The organism is Tolypothrix bouteillei VB521301, from assembly GCF_000760695.4.
In the GTDB taxonomy this organism is placed as follows: domain Bacteria; phylum Cyanobacteriota; class Cyanobacteriia; order Cyanobacteriales; family Nostocaceae; genus Scytonema; species Scytonema bouteillei_A.
In genome coordinates this window covers 5469028-5487515 of record NZ_JHEG04000001.1, presented here as the reverse complement: position 1 = coordinate 5487515, position 18488 = coordinate 5469028, and the positions used below count along the sequence as shown (strand labels likewise).

The following is an 18488-nucleotide window of genomic DNA, read 5'->3' as shown; positions in this document are numbered from 1 at the left end:
GCTCATGCAAAGCTTAAGTCTAAAGATTGAGTTAGGATTTTTACAAAACTTTGCAAAAATCTTTATAAAGATAATAGTGAAACAACTATCGTCAAATTACCATATCTACATATTTTAAAAGTAGTATTGGCGATACGACTGTCTTCCGTTAAGCTTTGTCGATCGCTTCGGCGCAAGCTGTACCTAGCTTATGACAATTGCAATTTACTCGGATTTTTCACTCTCATCACATTACGCAAATTCATCAAGAAGCTGTTTATGCGGCAAATCAAACTTGCTCCTTATTGGTTGCGGTTTCTAATTATTACAGTGTTTGCGCTTGGTGTATTCTTTCGTTTCTATAATCTTGATACCAAGGTTTACTCTCAGGATGAAACCCATACGTCATTACGTATTTCTGGATACACATCTCTAGAAGTTCAACGACAAATTTTTAACAGTCGTACCCTCAAAAAGGAAGCTTTTGATAAGTTTCAAAGCCTCAATTATGAAAAAGGCTTGGGGGATACACTTATGTCTTTAGCAATCGAAGACCCTCAACGCCCGCCCTTGTATTACTTACTCATACGAATATGGGTTCAACTTTTTGGCACTTCGGTAACAGCAATCCGAAGTTTTTCTGCGATCGTGAGTTTACTAGTCTTTCCCAGTCTTTATTGGCTTTGCCGGGAATTATTTATTGTACCGCTATCGGTTCCCTACGTTGCGATCGCACTCACAACCATTTCCCCAATTCATCTTGTGTACGCTCAAGAAGCACAAGAATATATTTTATGGCTGGTCACAATTGTAATATCTAGTGGAGCGCTACTGAGAGCTTTGCGACTGGAAACTACAGGAGAACACAAGGAAGATCGCATTTATGTCTGGGGAATCTATACAGTCACCTTAACACTTAGCTTTTATACATCTTTGTTAAGTGGATTTCTTGCAGTTGCTCATGGAATTTATGTCACTGCAACAGCAGATTTTCGTTGGAATAAAACAGTCAAAGCCTACACCCTTGCATCGCTAGCAGGATTTTGCAGCTTTATTCCTTGGATATTAATTATACTTACAAATTTCTTTCAATTTCATCAAACAACAAATGGGACATCATCTAAATTACCTCTGTTTGCTCTCTTCCAAGCTTGGCTCATTCAATTGAGTCGGATTTTTTTTGATTTAGGTTTTGAAATCGAAAATCCATTCACTTATTTGAGCGCTTTAATATTTTTAATAGGAACAGGATACTCAATTTATCTTCTTTGTCTGACAACCCATCCAAAAATCTGGTTATTTATTGTACTGTTAATTGCTGTACCAGCAATACCCCTCATACTTCCAGACTTAATGTTTGGAGGAATACGGTCAACTGGGGAACAATATTTCATGCCTTCTTACTTGGGTATAGAGCTAGCTGTTGCATATGCGTTGGCTACTCAACTTTACAATGGCAATATTTTACGCCGGAAAATATGGGAAATGATTTTGATTGTAGTTATTTTGAGTGGTGCGATCTCCTGTGCGGTCATTTCTCAAAAAGAAACTTTATGGAGTAAAAGTGTAAGTTATGGTAATCTACAAATTGCTAAAATTATTAATCAATCTTATCGTCCGCTGTTAATCAGCCATGCTTCTAGCAGTCATTCCGGAAATACCTTTTCTCTGAGCTATCTCGTTCAACCAAAAGTCCGCTTTCTGTTGGTAAGAGGTAAAGCTCTTCCCAAACAGCCTAAAGGATTTACTGATATTTTTTTGCTCAATCCTTCAACAAGCTTACGTAAGGCAATAGAAAAAAAGTATAATACCAAAACTCGTAAATTATATAGCTATAAATCTTACACATTTTGGAAATTATCGAAATTTAACGACAGATGAGAAGTATGCAAAACGGAGAAATCCGGAGTAAATCGGAGTAATTCGATCTATTGACTTCACCAGACAAGAGCGTAGAACTGTTTATTCTACGTTACTCGCAAGAGTTTAAGTCCGCTTTTAAATCATGACGTGCGGGAGATTAGCCAGTCTCAAGCGTCGAGGGAGGAACATGGCTGCTTTGCACCAGTGCAACACCGAACCTTTTTGAGAAGTTTAAAAGCAGTGTCGAGGCAAACCATACCCCAATCGGGAGATTCATCAAATGATGATTACCAACTCAGTATTTGTTTTAAATAAGAATGGCTTAATCCTAAAACCAACAACACCAGCTAGAGCGAGGATTTTACAGTCTGTTGGCAAAGCTAAAAAACTCAAGTTATTCCCATTTACTTTAATTCTGGATAAGGACGTTGACGAAAATATAGAACCGTATTTAGAAATGAGAATTGACCCCGGAAGCCGCTATACAGGGATTTGTCTAGTGGATTTAAATAAGAATGAAGCCGTCTGGGCAATGGAATTAGAGCATCGGGGATTAGCAATTAAGATGGAGATGATTACTAGAGCAAGTGTTCGACGCGCTAGGAGATCCAGAAGACTTCGTTACCGAAAAAAGAGATTTGACCGCAAAAAGCCAGATGGTTGGTTAGCACCTAGTTTACGCCATCGTCTGTTAACTACTGAAAGCTGGATCAAACGATTGCTGAAAATAGCACCAATTAAATCAATTGCAATTGAATCGGTGAAATTTGACTTGCAAAAGATGGAGACACCTGATATCGAAGGTATTGAATATCAGCAAGGTACGTTATTCGGCTATACTCTACGTGAAGCACTCTTAGAACACTGGGGAAGAGAGTGTGTGTATTGCGGTCAAACGGATGTCCCCTTACAGATTGAGCACATTAATGCACGTAGCAAGGGAGGTAGTGACCGATTCTCAAATCTCACTTTATCTTGTGAAAAATGCAATCAGAAAAAAGGGAATAAGCCAGTAGAGCAATTTCTCAAAAACAAAGGCGAAATTCTCCAAAAAATTAAAGCACACCAAAAGGAATCATTAAGTGATGCAGCTGCTGTTAACTCTACCCGGAAAGCTATATTTCAAATGGCACAACACTTCGGATTAAGAGTAATCAGTGGAAACGGTGCATCTACTAAAATGATTCGTATTCAAAGCGGATTGCCAAAAGCACACTGGATTGATAGTGCTTGTGTAGGAACAGACCAAATTGTTAAATTGCGTATCTGTCAACCATTGCGTGTTACCTGTAAGGGACACGGGACAAGACAAGTCCAAAGAGTTAATGCCAGTGGCTTTCCTGCAATCGCTAGCATCAAAAAGAATCCCGTAACTGGTAAAAAAGAAGTTAAGTTAGTAGCCAAAAATCAAAAATATACTCACCTCAGGGCTGGTGATTATGTGATTTGTAATCTGCTCAAAGATCGCAAACATACTTTAGCGGGAATTTATCGTGCTAGAGTCAAAACGCCTACAAATAGAGGAGTAGAGGTACTAATTAGCGGGCATCGGATTGCAATTGACCAACAACATATTAAACTTATTCATCGCTCCGATGGTTATGAATACAGTTTTACTACGATTGACCAAGATTTACTACGTTTAAAGCCTATCTAATGGTATGACAAATCATACAACTCCAAAATGGTTGAAGTTTTTTGCGATCGCCATGTTGGTGGTGGGTGTTTTCTTCCACTTTTTTAATCTTCATAAGAAAGTTTACTGGCATGATGAAGTTTATACGTCCATGAGGGCTGCTGGCTTCACTCGTGATGAAATTGACAAAGAACTTTTTCAAAATCGCATACTTCGGGCTGTAGACTTGCAGAAGTATCAACGCCCTAAATTAGAAAGTACCGCAGAAGACACAATTAAATCTCTAGCAATTGAAGACCCGCAGCATCCCCCCTTATACTTTTTGATAGCCCGGTTTTGGATGCAAATTTTTGGTAGTTCCTTAACAGCTTCGCGTGTTTTACCAGTGCTATTTAGCTTGATAGGATTACCTTTGATGTATGCTTTAGGTCTAGAACTTTTTGCCTCACCAATAGTGGCAATACTAGCAACAGTACTGTTGGCTCTATCCCCTTTTGATGTACTGTTTGCTCAAACAGCCAGACAATACAGTTTGCTAACAACTCTTGTTATTGGTAGTAGTTTTACACTTCTACAAGCTTTGCGCTTACCAACACGAGTCAATTGGGGTCTGTACGCTTTATCTAGTGCGCTGGGCTTTTACACTCATCCCTTTTTTGGGTTAACAACTGTTGCTCACGCAGTTTATGTATTGTTACTAAAAGTATCGTTTCAGAAATCACCTCAGAGTTCTTCATCAGAAGAAAGGAAGTTCTATCGTGTAGACTACAAAAGTATTAGACAATTTTTCCTTGCGATCGCCTGCTCTCTAGTGTTATTTAGTCCTTGGATAGTCGTGTTGCTCTCTAATTACCAACGTGCGGCTGCTACGACAGATTGGACTAAAGCTCAAGTAGAGTTTCTCTACCTAGTTAAACTTTGGATTCTTAGTTTTAGTTCGTTATTGCTAGACTTAGACTTTGGATTTGATAATGTTTGGACTTACATAACTAGAGCGATCGTTATTGCCATTACTGGTGTAGGAATTTATCAAGTTTGCTGTCGGACTCCCAAAGCAACTTGGTTATTTATCATCACTACAATTTTTGTACCTTTCTTGCTATTGGTTCTACCAGATTTACTATTAGGCGGAAAACGTTCTGCTGTTAGCCGCTACCTCATTTCTTGCTACCCTGGAATACAACTCGCGGTTGCATACTTATTGGGGACTCAGATTTTACAAGGACACAAGCTGTGGCGGGGTATTCTGGTACTTCTGAGTGCGGGTGCGATCGCATCCTGTACGGTCAGTTCTTATTCTGATACATGGTGGAACAAAGACTTAAGCTACCATAACGCTGAAGTTGCGCGATATGTTAACGCTTCGTCTTCTCCAAAAGTTATCAGCGAGATTGGCGATGATTTCACAAATACAGGTGACTTAATTTCTTTAAGCTATTTATTGAAAGAAGATGTATCGCTGGTGCTATTGAGTCAACCCCCGCAATTGGAAAATGTCAAATCTCTACTATCGGGAAACACAGAACCTTTTGTGTTTCGACCCTCCGGTCAATTTATCAAAACCCTCAAGCCAGAGCAAAGTCAGTTAGTAGAAGCCTTGAAACCAGGAAGACTGTGGAAGCTAAAGAACCAGTGACCGATAGGTAAGAAGCAAATGCATCCGGTCACTAGTTGAATTGAAATTATTGGGCGCATATGGAACAATTTACTGTTTTAAGATACCTAAGAAAAACTAGGTACTTCGGAACTTGTTCCATTTGCAGCTGCATTAGCTGGAGTGGATGCAGTGGATTTAGTTTTCTTTACAAGAATTACAGACACTAGCTTCGGAAAAACAAGACAAGCGATTGTATTCACAAGAGTTAGAAGCAAACCATCTATTAAGCTCATAGGGAATGTTCCTTTTTATTATGAGACCATAAAATACTATTGTGAAGCAAAATTTCTCTTATGACTTAAAATAAGAATTTAAATTTCTTTTTACATACATAAGATAAATTAAATATAGAAGTTTCTGACTCTTGCTATAGAAAGAATGATTGATTTGAAATTTCTAACTTCTTGAAGAATACAACCTATCTATGGTATTAACACCTTTCATTTTCCCATCTTTCGTCTCTTGTTCCAAGCTTTTGACTGGGAACGACGTGAAAGTCAAACCCATAATTCGCCAACAGCATCTTTAAAGAAATCGAAATCCAATCTATTTAGATTTATTCACACTACTTAATAATAACAATAAATTAATGTAAATACTGAGAACTTCTCAAGCTGTGCTTGGATCGAATATGAAAAAACAAGACAATTAATTGAGTGTTCAAATCCCCTACATTGAAGTACAGAGATTCATCGGTCACTGTATATTCTGTAGTTAAGTACAATGGATTTTTTATGGATGAGGTGCTATGTCAAAAAAATACGAGAACTCTTCTTACCTATTTAATATTACCGAGCGAGAGCGTCAGGCATTAAATTCCATCGTTAATTATTCCAATATAGAGTCAATACCAGAAATTTGGCCGTTGGCAGCAAAGGAATTTGGTAGTACTGTTGCCCTGCATAACCCACACTCGCAACCAGAAGAAGTTATCACTTATACTCAACTATCACAACAGATTCAACAATTTGCTGCGGGTTTGCAAGCATTGGGTGTGAAAGAAGGCGATCGCGTCTCGCTGATTGCAGATAATTGTCCCCGGTGGTTAATTGCAGACCAAGGGATTATGACCGCTGGGGCTGCTAATGCAGTGCGTAGTTCCCAAGCAGAACGGGAAGAAGTTTTATACATAATAGCAAATAGCGGCAGCACGGCTCTAGTGGTTGAAGATCTAAAGACACTCAATAAGCTGCAAGCACGTCTTTTGGAGTTACCAATTCAACTCATTGTTTTGCTGACAGAGGAAACACCACCAGCCAACAACAACTTGAAGGTCTTGAACTTTTCCCAATTGATGGAAATTGGAGCAAAGCATACGCTCACACCCATAAAACGAACGAGGGAAACTCTAGCAACTTTAATTTACACCTCTGGAACCACAGGTAAACCGAAAGGGGTAATGCTAACTCACGGTAATTTACTACATCAAGTTTTAGTGCTGAGGTCAGTGGTGCAACCACAACCGGAGGACACTGTACTGAGTATTTTGCCTACCTGGCACAGTTACGAACGCAGTGGCGAATACTTTTTACTTTCTCAGGGCTGTACGCAAGTTTATACCAACCTCCGGTCGATCAAACGGGATTTAAAAAAATTCCAACCCCGATTTACAATCGGCGTACCCCGGTTGTGGGAATCGATTTATGAAGCAGTGCAGAAACAGTTTCGCGAACAACCAGAGAACAAGCAACGTCTGATTAATTTCTTTCTTGAAATCAGCGAAAAATTTATTAAAGCAAGGCGAATTGCTCAAGGGTTAGATTTGGAAAATTTAAAACCTTCAAGATTTGAGCAACTAGCAGCCAGCGCCCAAGCTTCAGCTTTGTATCCCCTTCATGCTCTAGGAGAACGAATCGTTTATTCCAAGGTAAGGGAAGCAACAGGAGGTAAAATCAAGCAAATGATTAGCGGTGGTGGTGCGCTACCCAAGCATATCGACGACTTTTTTGAGATTATCGGTGTGGAAATTTTGGTAGGTTACGGGTTAACAGAAACTGCACCCGTAACCCATGCGCGACGTCCTTGGCGTAATTTACGGGGTTCAGCAGGTCAAGCAATACCCGGAACAGAAACAAAAATAGTCGATCCAGAAACTCGCAAGCCATTACCTACGGGGGAAAGAGGATTGGTGTTGCTGCGGGGACCGCAAGTGATGGAAGGTTACTATCAAAATCCTGAAGCCACAGCCAAAGCAATAGATACTGAAGGTTGGTTTGATAGTGGGGATTTGGGTTGGCTAACACCACAAAATGATTTGGTACTCACCGGACGAGCCAAAGATACTATCGTATTAACAAATGGAGAAAATATCGAGCCGCAACCGATAGAAGATGCTTGTTTGCGATCGCCCTACATAGATCAAATTATGCTTGTAGGACAAGACCAACGCAGTATCGGTGCTTTGATTGTTCCCAATCTAGAAACCTTGCAGAAATGGGCACATTCTCAAAATCTCCTTCTGTCTCTACCGGGAGAAGCCACCGCCGAAACCCTCAGTAATACAGTGGCTGCGGAAGTAGATCTAGAGAGTAAAATGGTTCAGGATTTATTTCGGCAAGAATTGAATCGGGAAGTGCAAAACCGTCCTGGCTACCGAGCTGATGACCGTATTGGTCCATTCAAGCTGATTCTAGAACCGTTTTCAACAGAAAACGGAATGATGACGCAAACACTAAAAACGAAACGACACGTCGTGATGGAACACTATCGCGATATTATTGACGGGATGTTTGCCTGATAATTCCCAGTAAAAATGACTAGAGTGAACGTGAAACATTTATGGATGTCTCCAAACCTCAATTGCTTCTAAAACGCGTTATCAACGTCAAAGCCATTGTGACCCCCCTTTGGAAAGACGAAGTTCAGCAGCAACTGCAAACCCAAATCAATCAAATTGACCAGCAGTTGCAACAGTTGGACGTTCAAGGACAAAGAGCGGTCGCCGAAATTCAAAAGCAGAGTCTACAACCTCCCGGTCCTCAGACACTGCAACAAATCGATAATATTCAGGGTCAGATTAACCAAAAGAAGAGCGAGCTCTTAGAACAGAAAAATCAGAGTTTACAAAACCTCCAACAGGTCCAGTTTTTAGAATTAGATCAGGAAGTCAACCAATTTCAAATGGAAGGTTTTTTCCGCGTGGAACCAGGGGATAACCTGATTAGCAAGTTGCAAGTTGAAGTCGTCTTGCGTGACGGAGTTGTCGAAGAAATTCGCGGTGATATTTAATTGCTAAAAAGCTAATTGCTAATTGTTAATCGCTAAAAAGCTAATTGTTATTTCCATTAGCTATTAGCCATTAGCTATTAGCCATTAGCTATGGCAGTTCTTCTGAGAACTGTTAGCAAAACATTCTTGCGAACCAGCCCAAACAATTTGCCACATCTGAGGTGAACTGACAAAAAGCGATCGGCCAAAAGTAGTCAGTTCAACTCGGTATTTGGCAGTTTTGGCTGAATTGTTTTCCTGCTTGGTTTGTGTAATTGTGACCAGTACCCGATTCGGTTGCGGGTAAGAGACCTCTATCTTTTTGGCTCCTTTGCGTAATGCAAGGTCTCGCTCGAAGGCATTGAGAGCAAGATCGGTAGGGTCACTCCCTTTGAGGGATGAGTTGAGACTTTCTAAAGGAATTTCTTGATAATTAGCCCGTTCGGGGTGCCCTACTATCCCCTGTTGGCTAGTGGTAACGAAACGCTGTGGTTGCTCGTTGCTCGTTTTAGAAACTGCTGCTGATGGCTGGCGTTGGGTAATGTAGATGCCAGTAGCAGCAGTGGCAAAGATACTGAAAACCACAATGAGTAACAATTTTAACTTTGCCGACATAAAATTTAAAGTGAATTAAACTCAAGTTAGTCGTCAATTCTGAATTTTAAATTGAGGTGTCACTATTCCTCTTCTAGCTTTTGAGTAGAGATTGGGATTTTTCCCAGCCGTGATGAGAAATACAAATTAATAGACATATTGGGCTTAATATAGTTCCTCACGTCCGAGGTCAAGTTACAATTCGATCTGGCACAAGCTAGTTTAAACTCGCCAAACCTCACCTATGAGCATTCACGAAGTATTCATGCCGGCGCTTAGTTCCACCATGACCGAGGGAAAGATCGTCTCTTGGGTAAAATCACCAGGTGACAAAGTGGAAAAAGGCGAAACAGTGGTGGTTGTCGAGTCAGATAAGGCTGATATGGATGTGGAATCCTTTTACGAAGGGTATCTGGCTCATATCATAGTGCAAGCTGGTGACGCCGCTCCCGTAGGAGCAGCGATTGCCCTGTTAGCAGAAACCGAAGCTGAAATCGAAACTGCCATTGCTCAAGCCCAATCTTCCGGTACTCAAAGCAAAGAAGTTGTAGCTGCTACCTTATCCAGCAAACAACTTGCAGAGGCAACGAGTGTTGCCGAAAGAGCAACCGAATCACAAAATGGCAGCCCTGCTCGCCAGAATGGACGGACTGTTGCATCTCCTCGCGCCCGGAAGTTAGCGAAGGAACTCAAAGTTGATTTAAGTGGTATTTCTGGTAGTGGTCCCTACGGTCGTATTGTCGCTGAAGATGTTGAAGCAGCGGTGGGAAGATCTAGTACTCCACCGACAAAAGTTACCCCCGTTACACAAATTCCATCAGTACCAACACCGACTGTAGCAGCACCCACACCAGCAAGACCCACTGCGCCTGTACCCGCGCCAGTTGTTGCAGCCGTTCCCGGTCAAATCACACCTTTGACAACGTTGCAAAAAGCTGTGGTGCGGAATATGGAAGCCAGCCTTGCGGTACCCGTATTCCATGTTGGTTACACAATTACCACTGATGCCCTCGACAAATTATACAAACAAATTAAGTCTAAAGGCGTAACAATGACAGCCCTGCTTGCAAAAGCCGTGGCTGTAACATTAAAAAAACATCCGCTACTGAATGCCAGCTACTCGGAACAGGGTATTGTGTACCATTCCAGCATTAACATTGCTGTTGCAGTCGCAATGGATGATGGAGGATTGATTACACCAGTCTTACAAAATGCCGACTCTGTGGATATTTATTCTCTGTCACGCAATTGGAAATCTTTGGTGGATCGTGCTAGAGCAAAACAATTGCAACCAGAAGAGTATAACAGTGGAACTTTCACAGTATCCAACTTGGGAATGTTTGGTGTCGATAAATTTGACGCGATTTTGCCTCCCGGACAGGGTTCGATTTTGGCAATTGGCGCATCCCGCCCGCAAGTCGTTGCAACAAAAGACGGTTTGTTTGGTATCAAACAACAAATGCAGGTGAATATTACTTCCGACCATCGGATTATTTACGGTGCTCATGCTGCAGCATTCTTGCAAGAATTGGCACAGTTAATCGAAACTAAGGCTGATTCCTTGGTGCTGTAAAAACTCTAGTTTCTCTTGACTGCTCGTTCTCAAGCAGAGCTTGGGAACGAGGTTTAATTATTATCATCAGATTATCATTTGAGCTATCAAGTAAATGCGAGTAGTCGATAATTGGTGAAACGGTTACATTGGTTGGTAATGTCGCAAGCATGAAACCGATTTAGGGGATTTCCAAGAAATCAATTATCCATCTTGTGGGATGGGTGTCCTCGCCCGTTCTTTGGCGTGATTTGGCTATGAGTGGAACCTTAAGCAATCAACAACGGCTTTGTGGGAAGCATTCTAGGTTCTGGTAGTGGTTTATCTTCTTCAGTCAGCATCTCAACGAAAGCCTCAATCACTTCCTGACCATTTTTGGCTGCTTCTTCATAAGTTCTACCATGTGTATGAAACTGCTGCCAGGGAAACTCAGGCAAGTGAACTAAGAAAAGTCGATCTTCTTGAGACCATTGAATCACCATGCTGTAGTGGTAGCTCATTCTTCGCCTTCCTTGTTTTCCAGTTTTTCTAGTTCTTCTAACTTTTTCAGCACTCGTTGAATATTTCTTTCTAAATATAACGGAGAATCATCTCCATCTTTTCCTGGGATAGTTAGCGGTTCTTCAGGTAGCAAAGGATGTTTCTAATAACTATGACTGCCTTTCCCTCGACCTGGTTGAAGAACATATCCTACTTTTGCTACCATTGCCTTCAGTTCTCTGATTTTCTTTGGCATTACCTCTTACCGCTAACTTAAGTGTTATTCTCTCAGACTAGTAAACGCTTCATTTGCTTATATACTTCGTCATCATTACGCTTTCCCACCAAAATTACCTCAACCAAATCCGCATTAGGCTGTAACCTTTGAGAAAATCAAGAACCGTCTCAAGACCATCAAGTTTTGCCATACAATCAGCTGTTATCATCAAGCGTTACCAACCGCTTGAGTTCTGCTGTAAAAGTTTCTGTACCAACCATCCGCGACTTGGAGAGTGCAGCTTCTGCTTGTTGACCTACGATCGAATCTTCCAATCGAGTTAGTCGATTCATCAATTGCTCGTAGTTTTCAATTGACATAATGACATAGTTAGGTTGTGATTCCTCTGTCAGCAAAACAGGCTCGACAGAGGCTTGGTTTAAAACCTCAGTATGAGTATTTTGGATCTCTGTAACAGAAAAACGCTGCATTGTTTCAACTTTTCCAATGACTTTTAACTACATTTTACTATTATGCGATCGCCATCCTGTAACATACATTCAGACTAAGTAAATTCACTGGCAGTAAAGGTTTTTCACCATGTGGGAAAATTTGCTAGTAAGTCTTACACGGGGGAAGCAAGCTGCTAGCTGGTTATGAAATTAGCTTGAGTTAAGTTCAGCACAAATACTCACCCAGTTAATAGAAACTTTCGTATGAAGTATAATTATTTTTTGACTTTGAAACAAAACTACGGAATAATACTGTTAAGTATATAAGTATAAAAAAACAAACGATCGCTAAGCGTTTACAAACTGCCACACTCCCAAAGGCAGTAGCGATTCATTAAAATCGTTGGCATTGACTGTTGTGTATTGCGTAATATGGAAGTCTTGTATCGCCTCCAAGGAAATGAATCATTACTGCTGAATGACCCAGAAAAGGTATGGATTATTAAATCTGGTGCCATGTCATTGTTTGTAACAGAAGTCAGAGATGAGGATGATTTAAGCGAGCGAGCGAGACAAGCCGCTTTGCGCGTAGAGGTAGGGCAAGATTTTGCCAAACATCATCGCTATCTGTTCAATACAAGATCTGGTGAAGCGTTGTTTGGTGCAGCAATCGATAATCCAAAATCCTTTTTAGCGGTAGCAATTGAGCCAACAGAATTATTTCAAATTACAATAACGGATTTAGCAGCACAAATAGCTTTAGGAAAAGCTAGTACAATAGCCTTGGTAGAAAATTGGGTAAATCATCTCGATCGCATATTCACTAACGCCAATAGAACGACAAATAAAGAGCGCTACAAATTATTGACCGAGCAAGAATTAGCAACCAAACTGCCAAATATTCTAGCTGATTTACATACTGATTTCTTCCATTCTTTGAATTTGTTAATAAAGGAAACAGAAGCAGCGAGCCGCTCTTTTATGGAACGAGAGCAACTCAATCATCAGGTAGTTAGCTCTGCACTTTCTAAGTTAGCTGCTGTAGTGCAACCGCAGCAAGAAACTGCATTTTTTCATCAGCCAGGAACGCCGTTGCTGGTAGCAGCGGGAGCAGTTGCACGAGCAATGGGTATAACGATTAGTCCGCCGACGCAGTCAGAGGATCTCAGTCGAGTTCAAGAGCCGATAGAAGCTCTAGCACGCTCCTCCCAAATTCGCACCCGTTGCGTAGTGCTTGAGGATAACTGGTGGCTTCACGAGCATGGTCCGTTATTAGCTTACACCCAAGAAGAAAACCTTCCAGTAGCTTTGTTACCAGCGGGCAACCGTTATATTTTGTTTGACCCCACAACGCAGACTCGCACTGTTGTAAATCAAAGAGTAGCGGCAACACTTGCAACACAGGCTCACCAATTTTACCGACCATTACCCAACGTCGTCAACAATGCAATACAATTGTTTCAGTTTGGCGTCAAGGGTTATCAAAAAGACATAATTTTAGTTTTGGCAACTGGGGTTGTTGCCTCGGCGCTAGGAATGGTTGTGCCACAGGCAACAGCGCTGTTGCTCGATAATGCCATTCCAGATAGCGATCGCGGCTTGTTAGGGCAAATAGGGCTAGCGTTGTTTGCACTTCTTATGGGAAGAACAGTATTTGCTATGTCCCAAGGCATAATTTCGCTGCGAATCGAAAACGCTGCTGATAGCGCATTGCAGCCTGCAATTTGGGATCGACTGCTGAGATTAAGTCCGGCATTTTTTCGCAACTATTCCTCTGGTGACTTGGTAAACCGCGTTTTATCGGTGAACCAAATTCGTCAGAAATTGTCAGGAGGAACGCAACGCACTCTTTTAAGCGCACTGTTTGCTCTACTAAACTTGGTACTGATGTTTGTTTACAGTTGGCAACTCGCTCTAGTGGGTGTAGGTATAGCCCTTCTAACAACTGTTGTCACTACTGTTGCTAGCTTGGTATTAATACGCAAATTGCGCCGCCAGCAACAACTGATTGGCGAGATTAATGGACTGACAGTACAACTCATTAACGGGGTAGCTAAGCTGCGGGTGGCGATGGCGGAAGATCGCGCATTTGCTGCTTGGGCGGAGCAGTACAGCCAGCAAATGATGCTCAAGGCTAGTTTCCAACGAATTGTAGATCGGGTTTCTGTGTTTAACGAGGTTCTACCGCTTGTGACTTCAGCGCTGTTATATTGGTTTGCGATTTCATCGATACAGATGGCTCAGACAACAGGCGACGGGCTGACTGCTGGTAAGTTTTTGGCTTTTAATGCTGCGTTGGGGATTTTTATTGGAGGTGTAACTAGCCTGAGCAACACACTGACTGATATTTTGGCAATTGTGCCTTTGTGGGAGAGGGCAAAACCAATTTTGCAAGCACAGCCGGAGTACGATCCTACCAAGGCAAACCCAGGCGACTTGATGGGTCGCGTAGCTTTAGACAACGTTACCTTTCGCTACCGTGACGATGGGTTGCCGATTCTCGACCGGGTGAGTCTCCATGCAGAACCTGGGGAATTTGTAGCGATAGTGGGACCTTCCGGCAGTGGGAAATCAACCATATTGAGGTTGTTGTTGGGGTTTGAAACTCCACAATCGGGAACGGTGTTCTACGATCGCTTTGACTTAGCAGAACTCAATCTTGAAGCGGTGCGGAGGCAATTGGGAGTAGTGCTACAGAATGGTCGCATTGGCACGGGTTCAATTTTTCAGAATATCGCTGCCGGAGGATTAATTTCCCAAGCTCAAGCTCAAGAAGCGGCGCAAATGGCAGGTTTGGCTGATGATATCGCACAAATGCCTATGGGATTGCATACAATTGTCAGTGAAGGCGGTACTAATCTTTCAGGGGGACAACGCCAGAGATTGTTAATTGCAAGAGCGCTTGTGAATCAGCCAAAAATTATCTTGATGGATGAGGCTACCAGTTCTTTGGATAACCGTACCCAAGCGATCGTTTCTCAGAGTTTAGAAAAGTTGAATGCGACTCGGATAGTTATTGCTCATCGACTGAGCACAATTCGCAATGCTGACCGAATTTATGCCATCGAAGCGGGTCGCGTGGTGCAAGTAGGTACATTTGAGAAACTGGTTAATACTGAGGGGTTATTTGCTCAACTAGTAGCCCGACAAATGGAATCAAATTAATAAAAAGAGACAAACTCATAATATTTTTAGGTGGGGACTGGGCGAAACTTTTTTGTTCAAAAACGAGCAATTTTAAAGTATAATATGATATAAGTGTCAAGCCTGGAAACGCAACAGTATATGTCTGGCACGGCATTCTGTCTGAGTGTAGAGTAAATTCAAAAGAAAAATATACAAGATGCCCAATAACGCGAAAAAACTCTTCCGTGAAGAAGCGCTCTTACGCTTAAACTCTCCAGAGCAACTTGACAAACTGATGCTCTTAACAAGCCGCCAAGCTTGGCTACCCTTAGTTTCTATGGGCTTTTTGGTCTTCGTTGCTGGTACTTGGAGTATAGTTGGGCGAATTCCACTCACAGTTACGGGTTCTGGCGTGTTGATCCGACCCCGTCATGTGGTACAAATTCAGTCACTTGGTGGCGGTCAATTGTTAGCCTTGAACATCAAGCCAGGAGATGTCGTTAGGCAGAATCAAATACTCGCGATCGTAGATCAATCTAATATTAAGCAACAACTACAGCAAGAAAACGCGAAATTTATCCAGTTGCAAGAGCAAAACCGGGACACTGAGAGACTGCAAAAACAACAGATCGCCTTGTCACAAAGAACATTGGAGCAGCAGCAAAAAGACCTTGAAGAAAGCCTGCGTCGAGAATCAGTAGCACCAACGCTACACTCTGAAACTTTAAAAGCGTTAGAGCAAAAACGACAAAGCTTGGAGCAAAGCCTGTTAAGACAACAAGTCGTACCCACACTGTACAACCAAACTCTTACCGCAATAGCAGAAAAACGTAAAAGTCTTTTAGAGAGAAAGCAAAAAATTAGCTCATTATTGCAAACTTTACAACAACGAGTTGAAGCTCGTCGGAGTTTATTTCAGGAAAAAGTTATTAGCCAGGATGTAGTGCTTCAAGCCCAGCAGGACTTGTTGAACCAACAGACGCAACTTGACGATATTCAAACACAACTTAAAGACCTTGATGTTCAAAAAACGTCGAGCGAACGGGAATACCTACAAAACCTGAGCAGAATTGATGATATCAAAAATAATATTCAAGAAATTCAAGTTCAAAAAACTAATGCAAACCGGGATTACCTGCAAAATCTGAATAAACTTGACGACATTAAAACTAAAATTAAAGATATTGAAGCTCAAAAAACCAAACTCATTCAACAAGATTTGGAAAAGTCAGTCAACAAATTAAATCAAATTCAGGAAGTACGACGCAAAATTTCCTCGTTAAAACTGCAATTAAATCAGTCGAGCCAAATTGTTAGCAAATTTGATGGTCGCGTCTTGTCAGTTGGTACACTCCCCGGTCAAGTTGTTAGCTCCGGTACCCGGATTGCAACGATTGAAGTTGAAGACCCTAACACAAAACTGTCAAGTCTTGTTTACTTTGCTGATAAGGATGGTAAACAGATAAAACCAGGCATGACAGTACAAGTAACACCCAGCGTTGTCAAGCGCGATCGCTTTGGTGGAATTATTGGAGTAGTAACGAACGTTTCTCCCTTTCCCGTGACGACCCAGGATATTATAGCGCAAGTTGGTAACGAAGACTTAGCTCGTAGCCTTGCCAATAGTAACGCAGCTCGCGTGCAAGTTCAGATCCAACTGGAAAAAGATCCTTCCACTATCAGTGGTTACAAATGGTCTTCTTCCAAAGGTCCAGAATTACAAATTTCATCCGGTACGACTGCGGAGGTCCGGGTCAAAATAGGAGAAGTAGCACCTATCTCCTACGTTATTCCTCTATTCCGCTCTTTGACTGGTATTTATTAATTTGGTGGTTAAGGCTATTGCACGTATAACCATCCACACAGATACTTTAGTCATATCAAGTGCAGGCGATCGTGCAACAGTTCCTTCTTATACCTAAAATTGACCTTATTTAGTTCCCGATTGTATTTGTATTATTAGTATTTGTATTGTTGACTGAAGTATACGCAGTTTGGGTATTAGAGGTTGTATTATAACCTCCATTCTGGCTTCCAATTCCACTCAGTATATTAATCTCTCCAATACTAAATAAAGGTCCGTTCAACAAAAACCCTCCACGAATTGCTTCTAAATCAGCATCGTCTAGTTCGTCTGACAATTCCCAATCCCCAAAATTTGTATTGTTTAATTTTTGTTCTTTGGATACTGAGATGTTGACTGCTGTTTTAGGTACGTTTGTTTGATGTGCTTCCATTTTTCACTACCCTAATTTTTCGTGTTTTCACTGTTTGAAGCGATGCTCACAGTATCTCCTAAGATGCACATTTTATAACCCTTATATAGCAAGGCTTTCAGAAAATGAAAAAAATGTGCGTCTTTCATATATTACTAGCGGCGATTTTCACGGCTAGTCGGAGGCTGACATCTTGCGCCTTCAAGTAGAGGGGTAAGGTGGGCGCTGCCCACCCCAGCAAATAATCAGATTTCCGAGCTTTTATTTTTGCAGTACGGCAATGGTGCAAAACAGGAGGAGTACAACTTGCTAGCTGCACAAAAAGCTATGGTAAATTAAGCAATGCGTGAATACTTATTGCATTCCTTGATACTTAGCTAAGTATTTTTAGTTCTCTTTTATCTCTTTTGTTGGAGTATAATCTACCACTATTACCACTATGAACTTTCACAACAAAGAGAGTCAAATAATAATGAAGGGGATAAAAGCGCTTAAAGCTTGATTATGTCTATTATTCAAAAGAGGTTATAGCGTTTTCCTCTTTCCAAATCGATTGAAGAGAGTTAAGTATCGGAGTGCCTAAAGTACCAGAGATGGTACAAAAATTCACCAAAATTCAGTGATATTGTGAGTGCAATTAAAGCACAAGTTTATTCACCTGTTCGCAGAAACCTGTAACTTGAAAACCTACATTGCCTAGCAATACCTCTACAGAGGAAGATTTTCAGCAATATACCCGCCTGCAGCCGCTACTGCTCCCCCTACAACCCCTACTGTACCACCGACAACTTGTACTACGCCCCCAACGAGTTGTCCTACAGGTCCACCACCAGATATAGCTGCTAAATCAGCATCATCCAGTTCTCCTTCCCATTCCTTTACTTCTTGAGTAACTTTGGTTACAGCTTCATTATTAATCATTTCGCTTTTCTCTTTCTATTGAGTGATTACACTTATTTTTATAAAAGGTTTACAAATTTTTGTATATATATCTTTAGATACACGTGTTCGATGTTGCAAATAAGCTAGCAATCATCCATATAAAAAAAAATTATCAAGCAATTTACCAATTCTTCATCTCTCGTAATTGGCTTTTAGCAAGGGTTTTGAGATATTCTCGTATTTTTATTTCACATAGAATAAGATTGATAAGAGAAGTTAAGATACTAAAATTACTTTAAGTATTTTCTTTTTTTTTGAAAAGTTTGATTAATTTTTTAGTCTTTTTACTGCTTCTATGCAATTAGACGTATGTCTGTAGTATAGTATATTTGTTTATCTTATATTTAAAATTTTCCTTATAAGCTTGTAAGAAAAATAATTAAATATTGTACGTATACGTAGCTAAGAGGGTATTTTAACAGTGGTGACTGAGGTATTTATAACTTTAACTCCCTCCAAATCTCCGTAAAAAAGATGGCGTTAAGAGTATTTCGCCCCTTTTAGCTACTGCTTGTACACATAGGTTAGATTTGCCCCCTTAGTCTCCTCTTAGCCTCTCCTTAGAAA

Annotated in this window: 14 protein-coding genes; 8 read left to right on the top strand and 6 right to left on the bottom strand. The window is 41.1% G+C overall.

The window, feature by feature from the left end:
• Positions 1–258 precede the first annotated feature (258 nt).
• The 5 genes from HC643_RS22095 to HC643_RS22075 all read left to right on the top strand — a co-directional run bounded on the left by HC643_RS22095 (position 259) and on the right by HC643_RS22075 (position 8363).
• Positions 259–1860, top strand: a complete 1602-nt coding sequence (locus HC643_RS22095; protein WP_038093154.1) for a glycosyltransferase family 39 protein — start codon at positions 259–261, stop codon at positions 1858–1860.
• A 262-nt stretch (positions 1861–2122) separates the two neighbouring features.
• On the top strand, positions 2123–3499 hold the full coding sequence (gene iscB, locus HC643_RS22090) for an RNA-guided endonuclease IscB (RefSeq protein ID WP_237265923.1): 1377 nt from the start codon (positions 2123–2125) through the stop codon (positions 3497–3499).
• A gap of 4 nt (positions 3500–3503) precedes the next feature.
• Positions 3504–5114 carry a glycosyltransferase family 39 protein gene (locus tag HC643_RS22085; RefSeq protein ID WP_038093151.1) on the top strand — a complete coding sequence of 537 codons (1611 nt, stop codon included), beginning with the start codon at positions 3504–3506 and terminating at the stop codon, positions 5112–5114.
• A gap of 769 nt (positions 5115–5883) precedes the next feature.
• Positions 5884–7872, top strand: a complete 1989-nt coding sequence (locus HC643_RS22080) for an AMP-dependent synthetase/ligase (RefSeq protein ID WP_038093147.1) — start codon at positions 5884–5886, stop codon at positions 7870–7872.
• A gap of 41 nt (positions 7873–7913) precedes the next feature.
• A complete protein-coding gene (locus tag HC643_RS22075; RefSeq protein ID WP_038093144.1) occupies positions 7914–8363 on the top strand; it encodes a YlqD family protein in 450 nt (149 codons plus the stop codon).
• Positions 8364–8447: 84 nt separating this feature from the next.
• Here the strand turns inward: HC643_RS22075 and HC643_RS22070 are convergent, their stop codons facing one another.
• A complete protein-coding gene (locus HC643_RS22070) occupies positions 8448–8957 on the bottom strand; it encodes a hypothetical protein (protein ID WP_038093141.1) in 510 nt (169 codons plus the stop codon).
• 265 nt (positions 8958–9222) lie between these two features.
• On the opposite strand from HC643_RS22070, the gene HC643_RS22065 reads away from it, so the two are divergent.
• On the top strand, positions 9223–10509 hold the full coding sequence (locus HC643_RS22065) for a dihydrolipoamide acetyltransferase family protein (protein WP_038093199.1): 1287 nt from the start codon (positions 9223–9225) through the stop codon (positions 10507–10509).
• Positions 10510–10757: 248 nt separating this feature from the next.
• Here HC643_RS22065 and HC643_RS22060 read toward each other — a convergent pair whose 3' ends face one another.
• From HC643_RS22060 to HC643_RS22050, 3 genes are all read right to left on the bottom strand, one after another.
• Positions 10758–10988: a type II toxin-antitoxin system HicB family antitoxin gene (locus HC643_RS22060; protein WP_038093137.1), complete on the bottom strand. Its 231-nt coding sequence runs from the start codon at positions 10986–10988 to the stop codon at positions 10758–10760.
• Positions 10985–11122 (bottom strand): hypothetical protein, encoded by a 138-nt coding sequence (locus HC643_RS42420; protein WP_336604379.1) that lies wholly within the window; start codon positions 11120–11122, stop codon positions 10985–10987. The genes HC643_RS22060 and HC643_RS42420 overlap by 4 nt, the downstream gene beginning before the upstream one ends.
• A gap of 278 nt (positions 11123–11400) precedes the next feature.
• Entirely contained in the window at positions 11401–11676 is a 276-nt protein-coding gene (locus HC643_RS22050; RefSeq protein ID WP_038093134.1) for a type II toxin-antitoxin system prevent-host-death family antitoxin, read from the bottom strand.
• Positions 11677–12069: 393 nt separating this feature from the next.
• Between HC643_RS22050 and HC643_RS22045 the strand changes: the two genes are divergently transcribed.
• On the top strand, positions 12070–14802 hold the full coding sequence (locus tag HC643_RS22045) for an NHLP bacteriocin export ABC transporter permease/ATPase subunit (protein WP_038093131.1): 2733 nt from the start codon (positions 12070–12072) through the stop codon (positions 14800–14802).
• Between the two features lie 178 nt (positions 14803–14980).
• Positions 14981–16588, top strand: a complete 1608-nt coding sequence (locus HC643_RS22040; RefSeq protein ID WP_038093128.1) for an NHLP bacteriocin system secretion protein — start codon at positions 14981–14983, stop codon at positions 16586–16588.
• Positions 16589–16697: 109 nt separating this feature from the next.
• On the opposite strand, the gene HC643_RS22035 is transcribed toward HC643_RS22040, so the two are convergent.
• A complete protein-coding gene (locus HC643_RS22035; RefSeq protein WP_038093125.1) occupies positions 16698–17000 on the bottom strand; it encodes a hypothetical protein in 303 nt (100 codons plus the stop codon).
• Between the two features lie 687 nt (positions 17001–17687).
• Entirely contained in the window at positions 17688–17900 is a 213-nt protein-coding gene (locus tag HC643_RS22030; RefSeq protein ID WP_038093123.1) for a hypothetical protein, read from the bottom strand.
• Between the last annotated feature and the right edge of the window lie 588 nt (positions 17901–18488).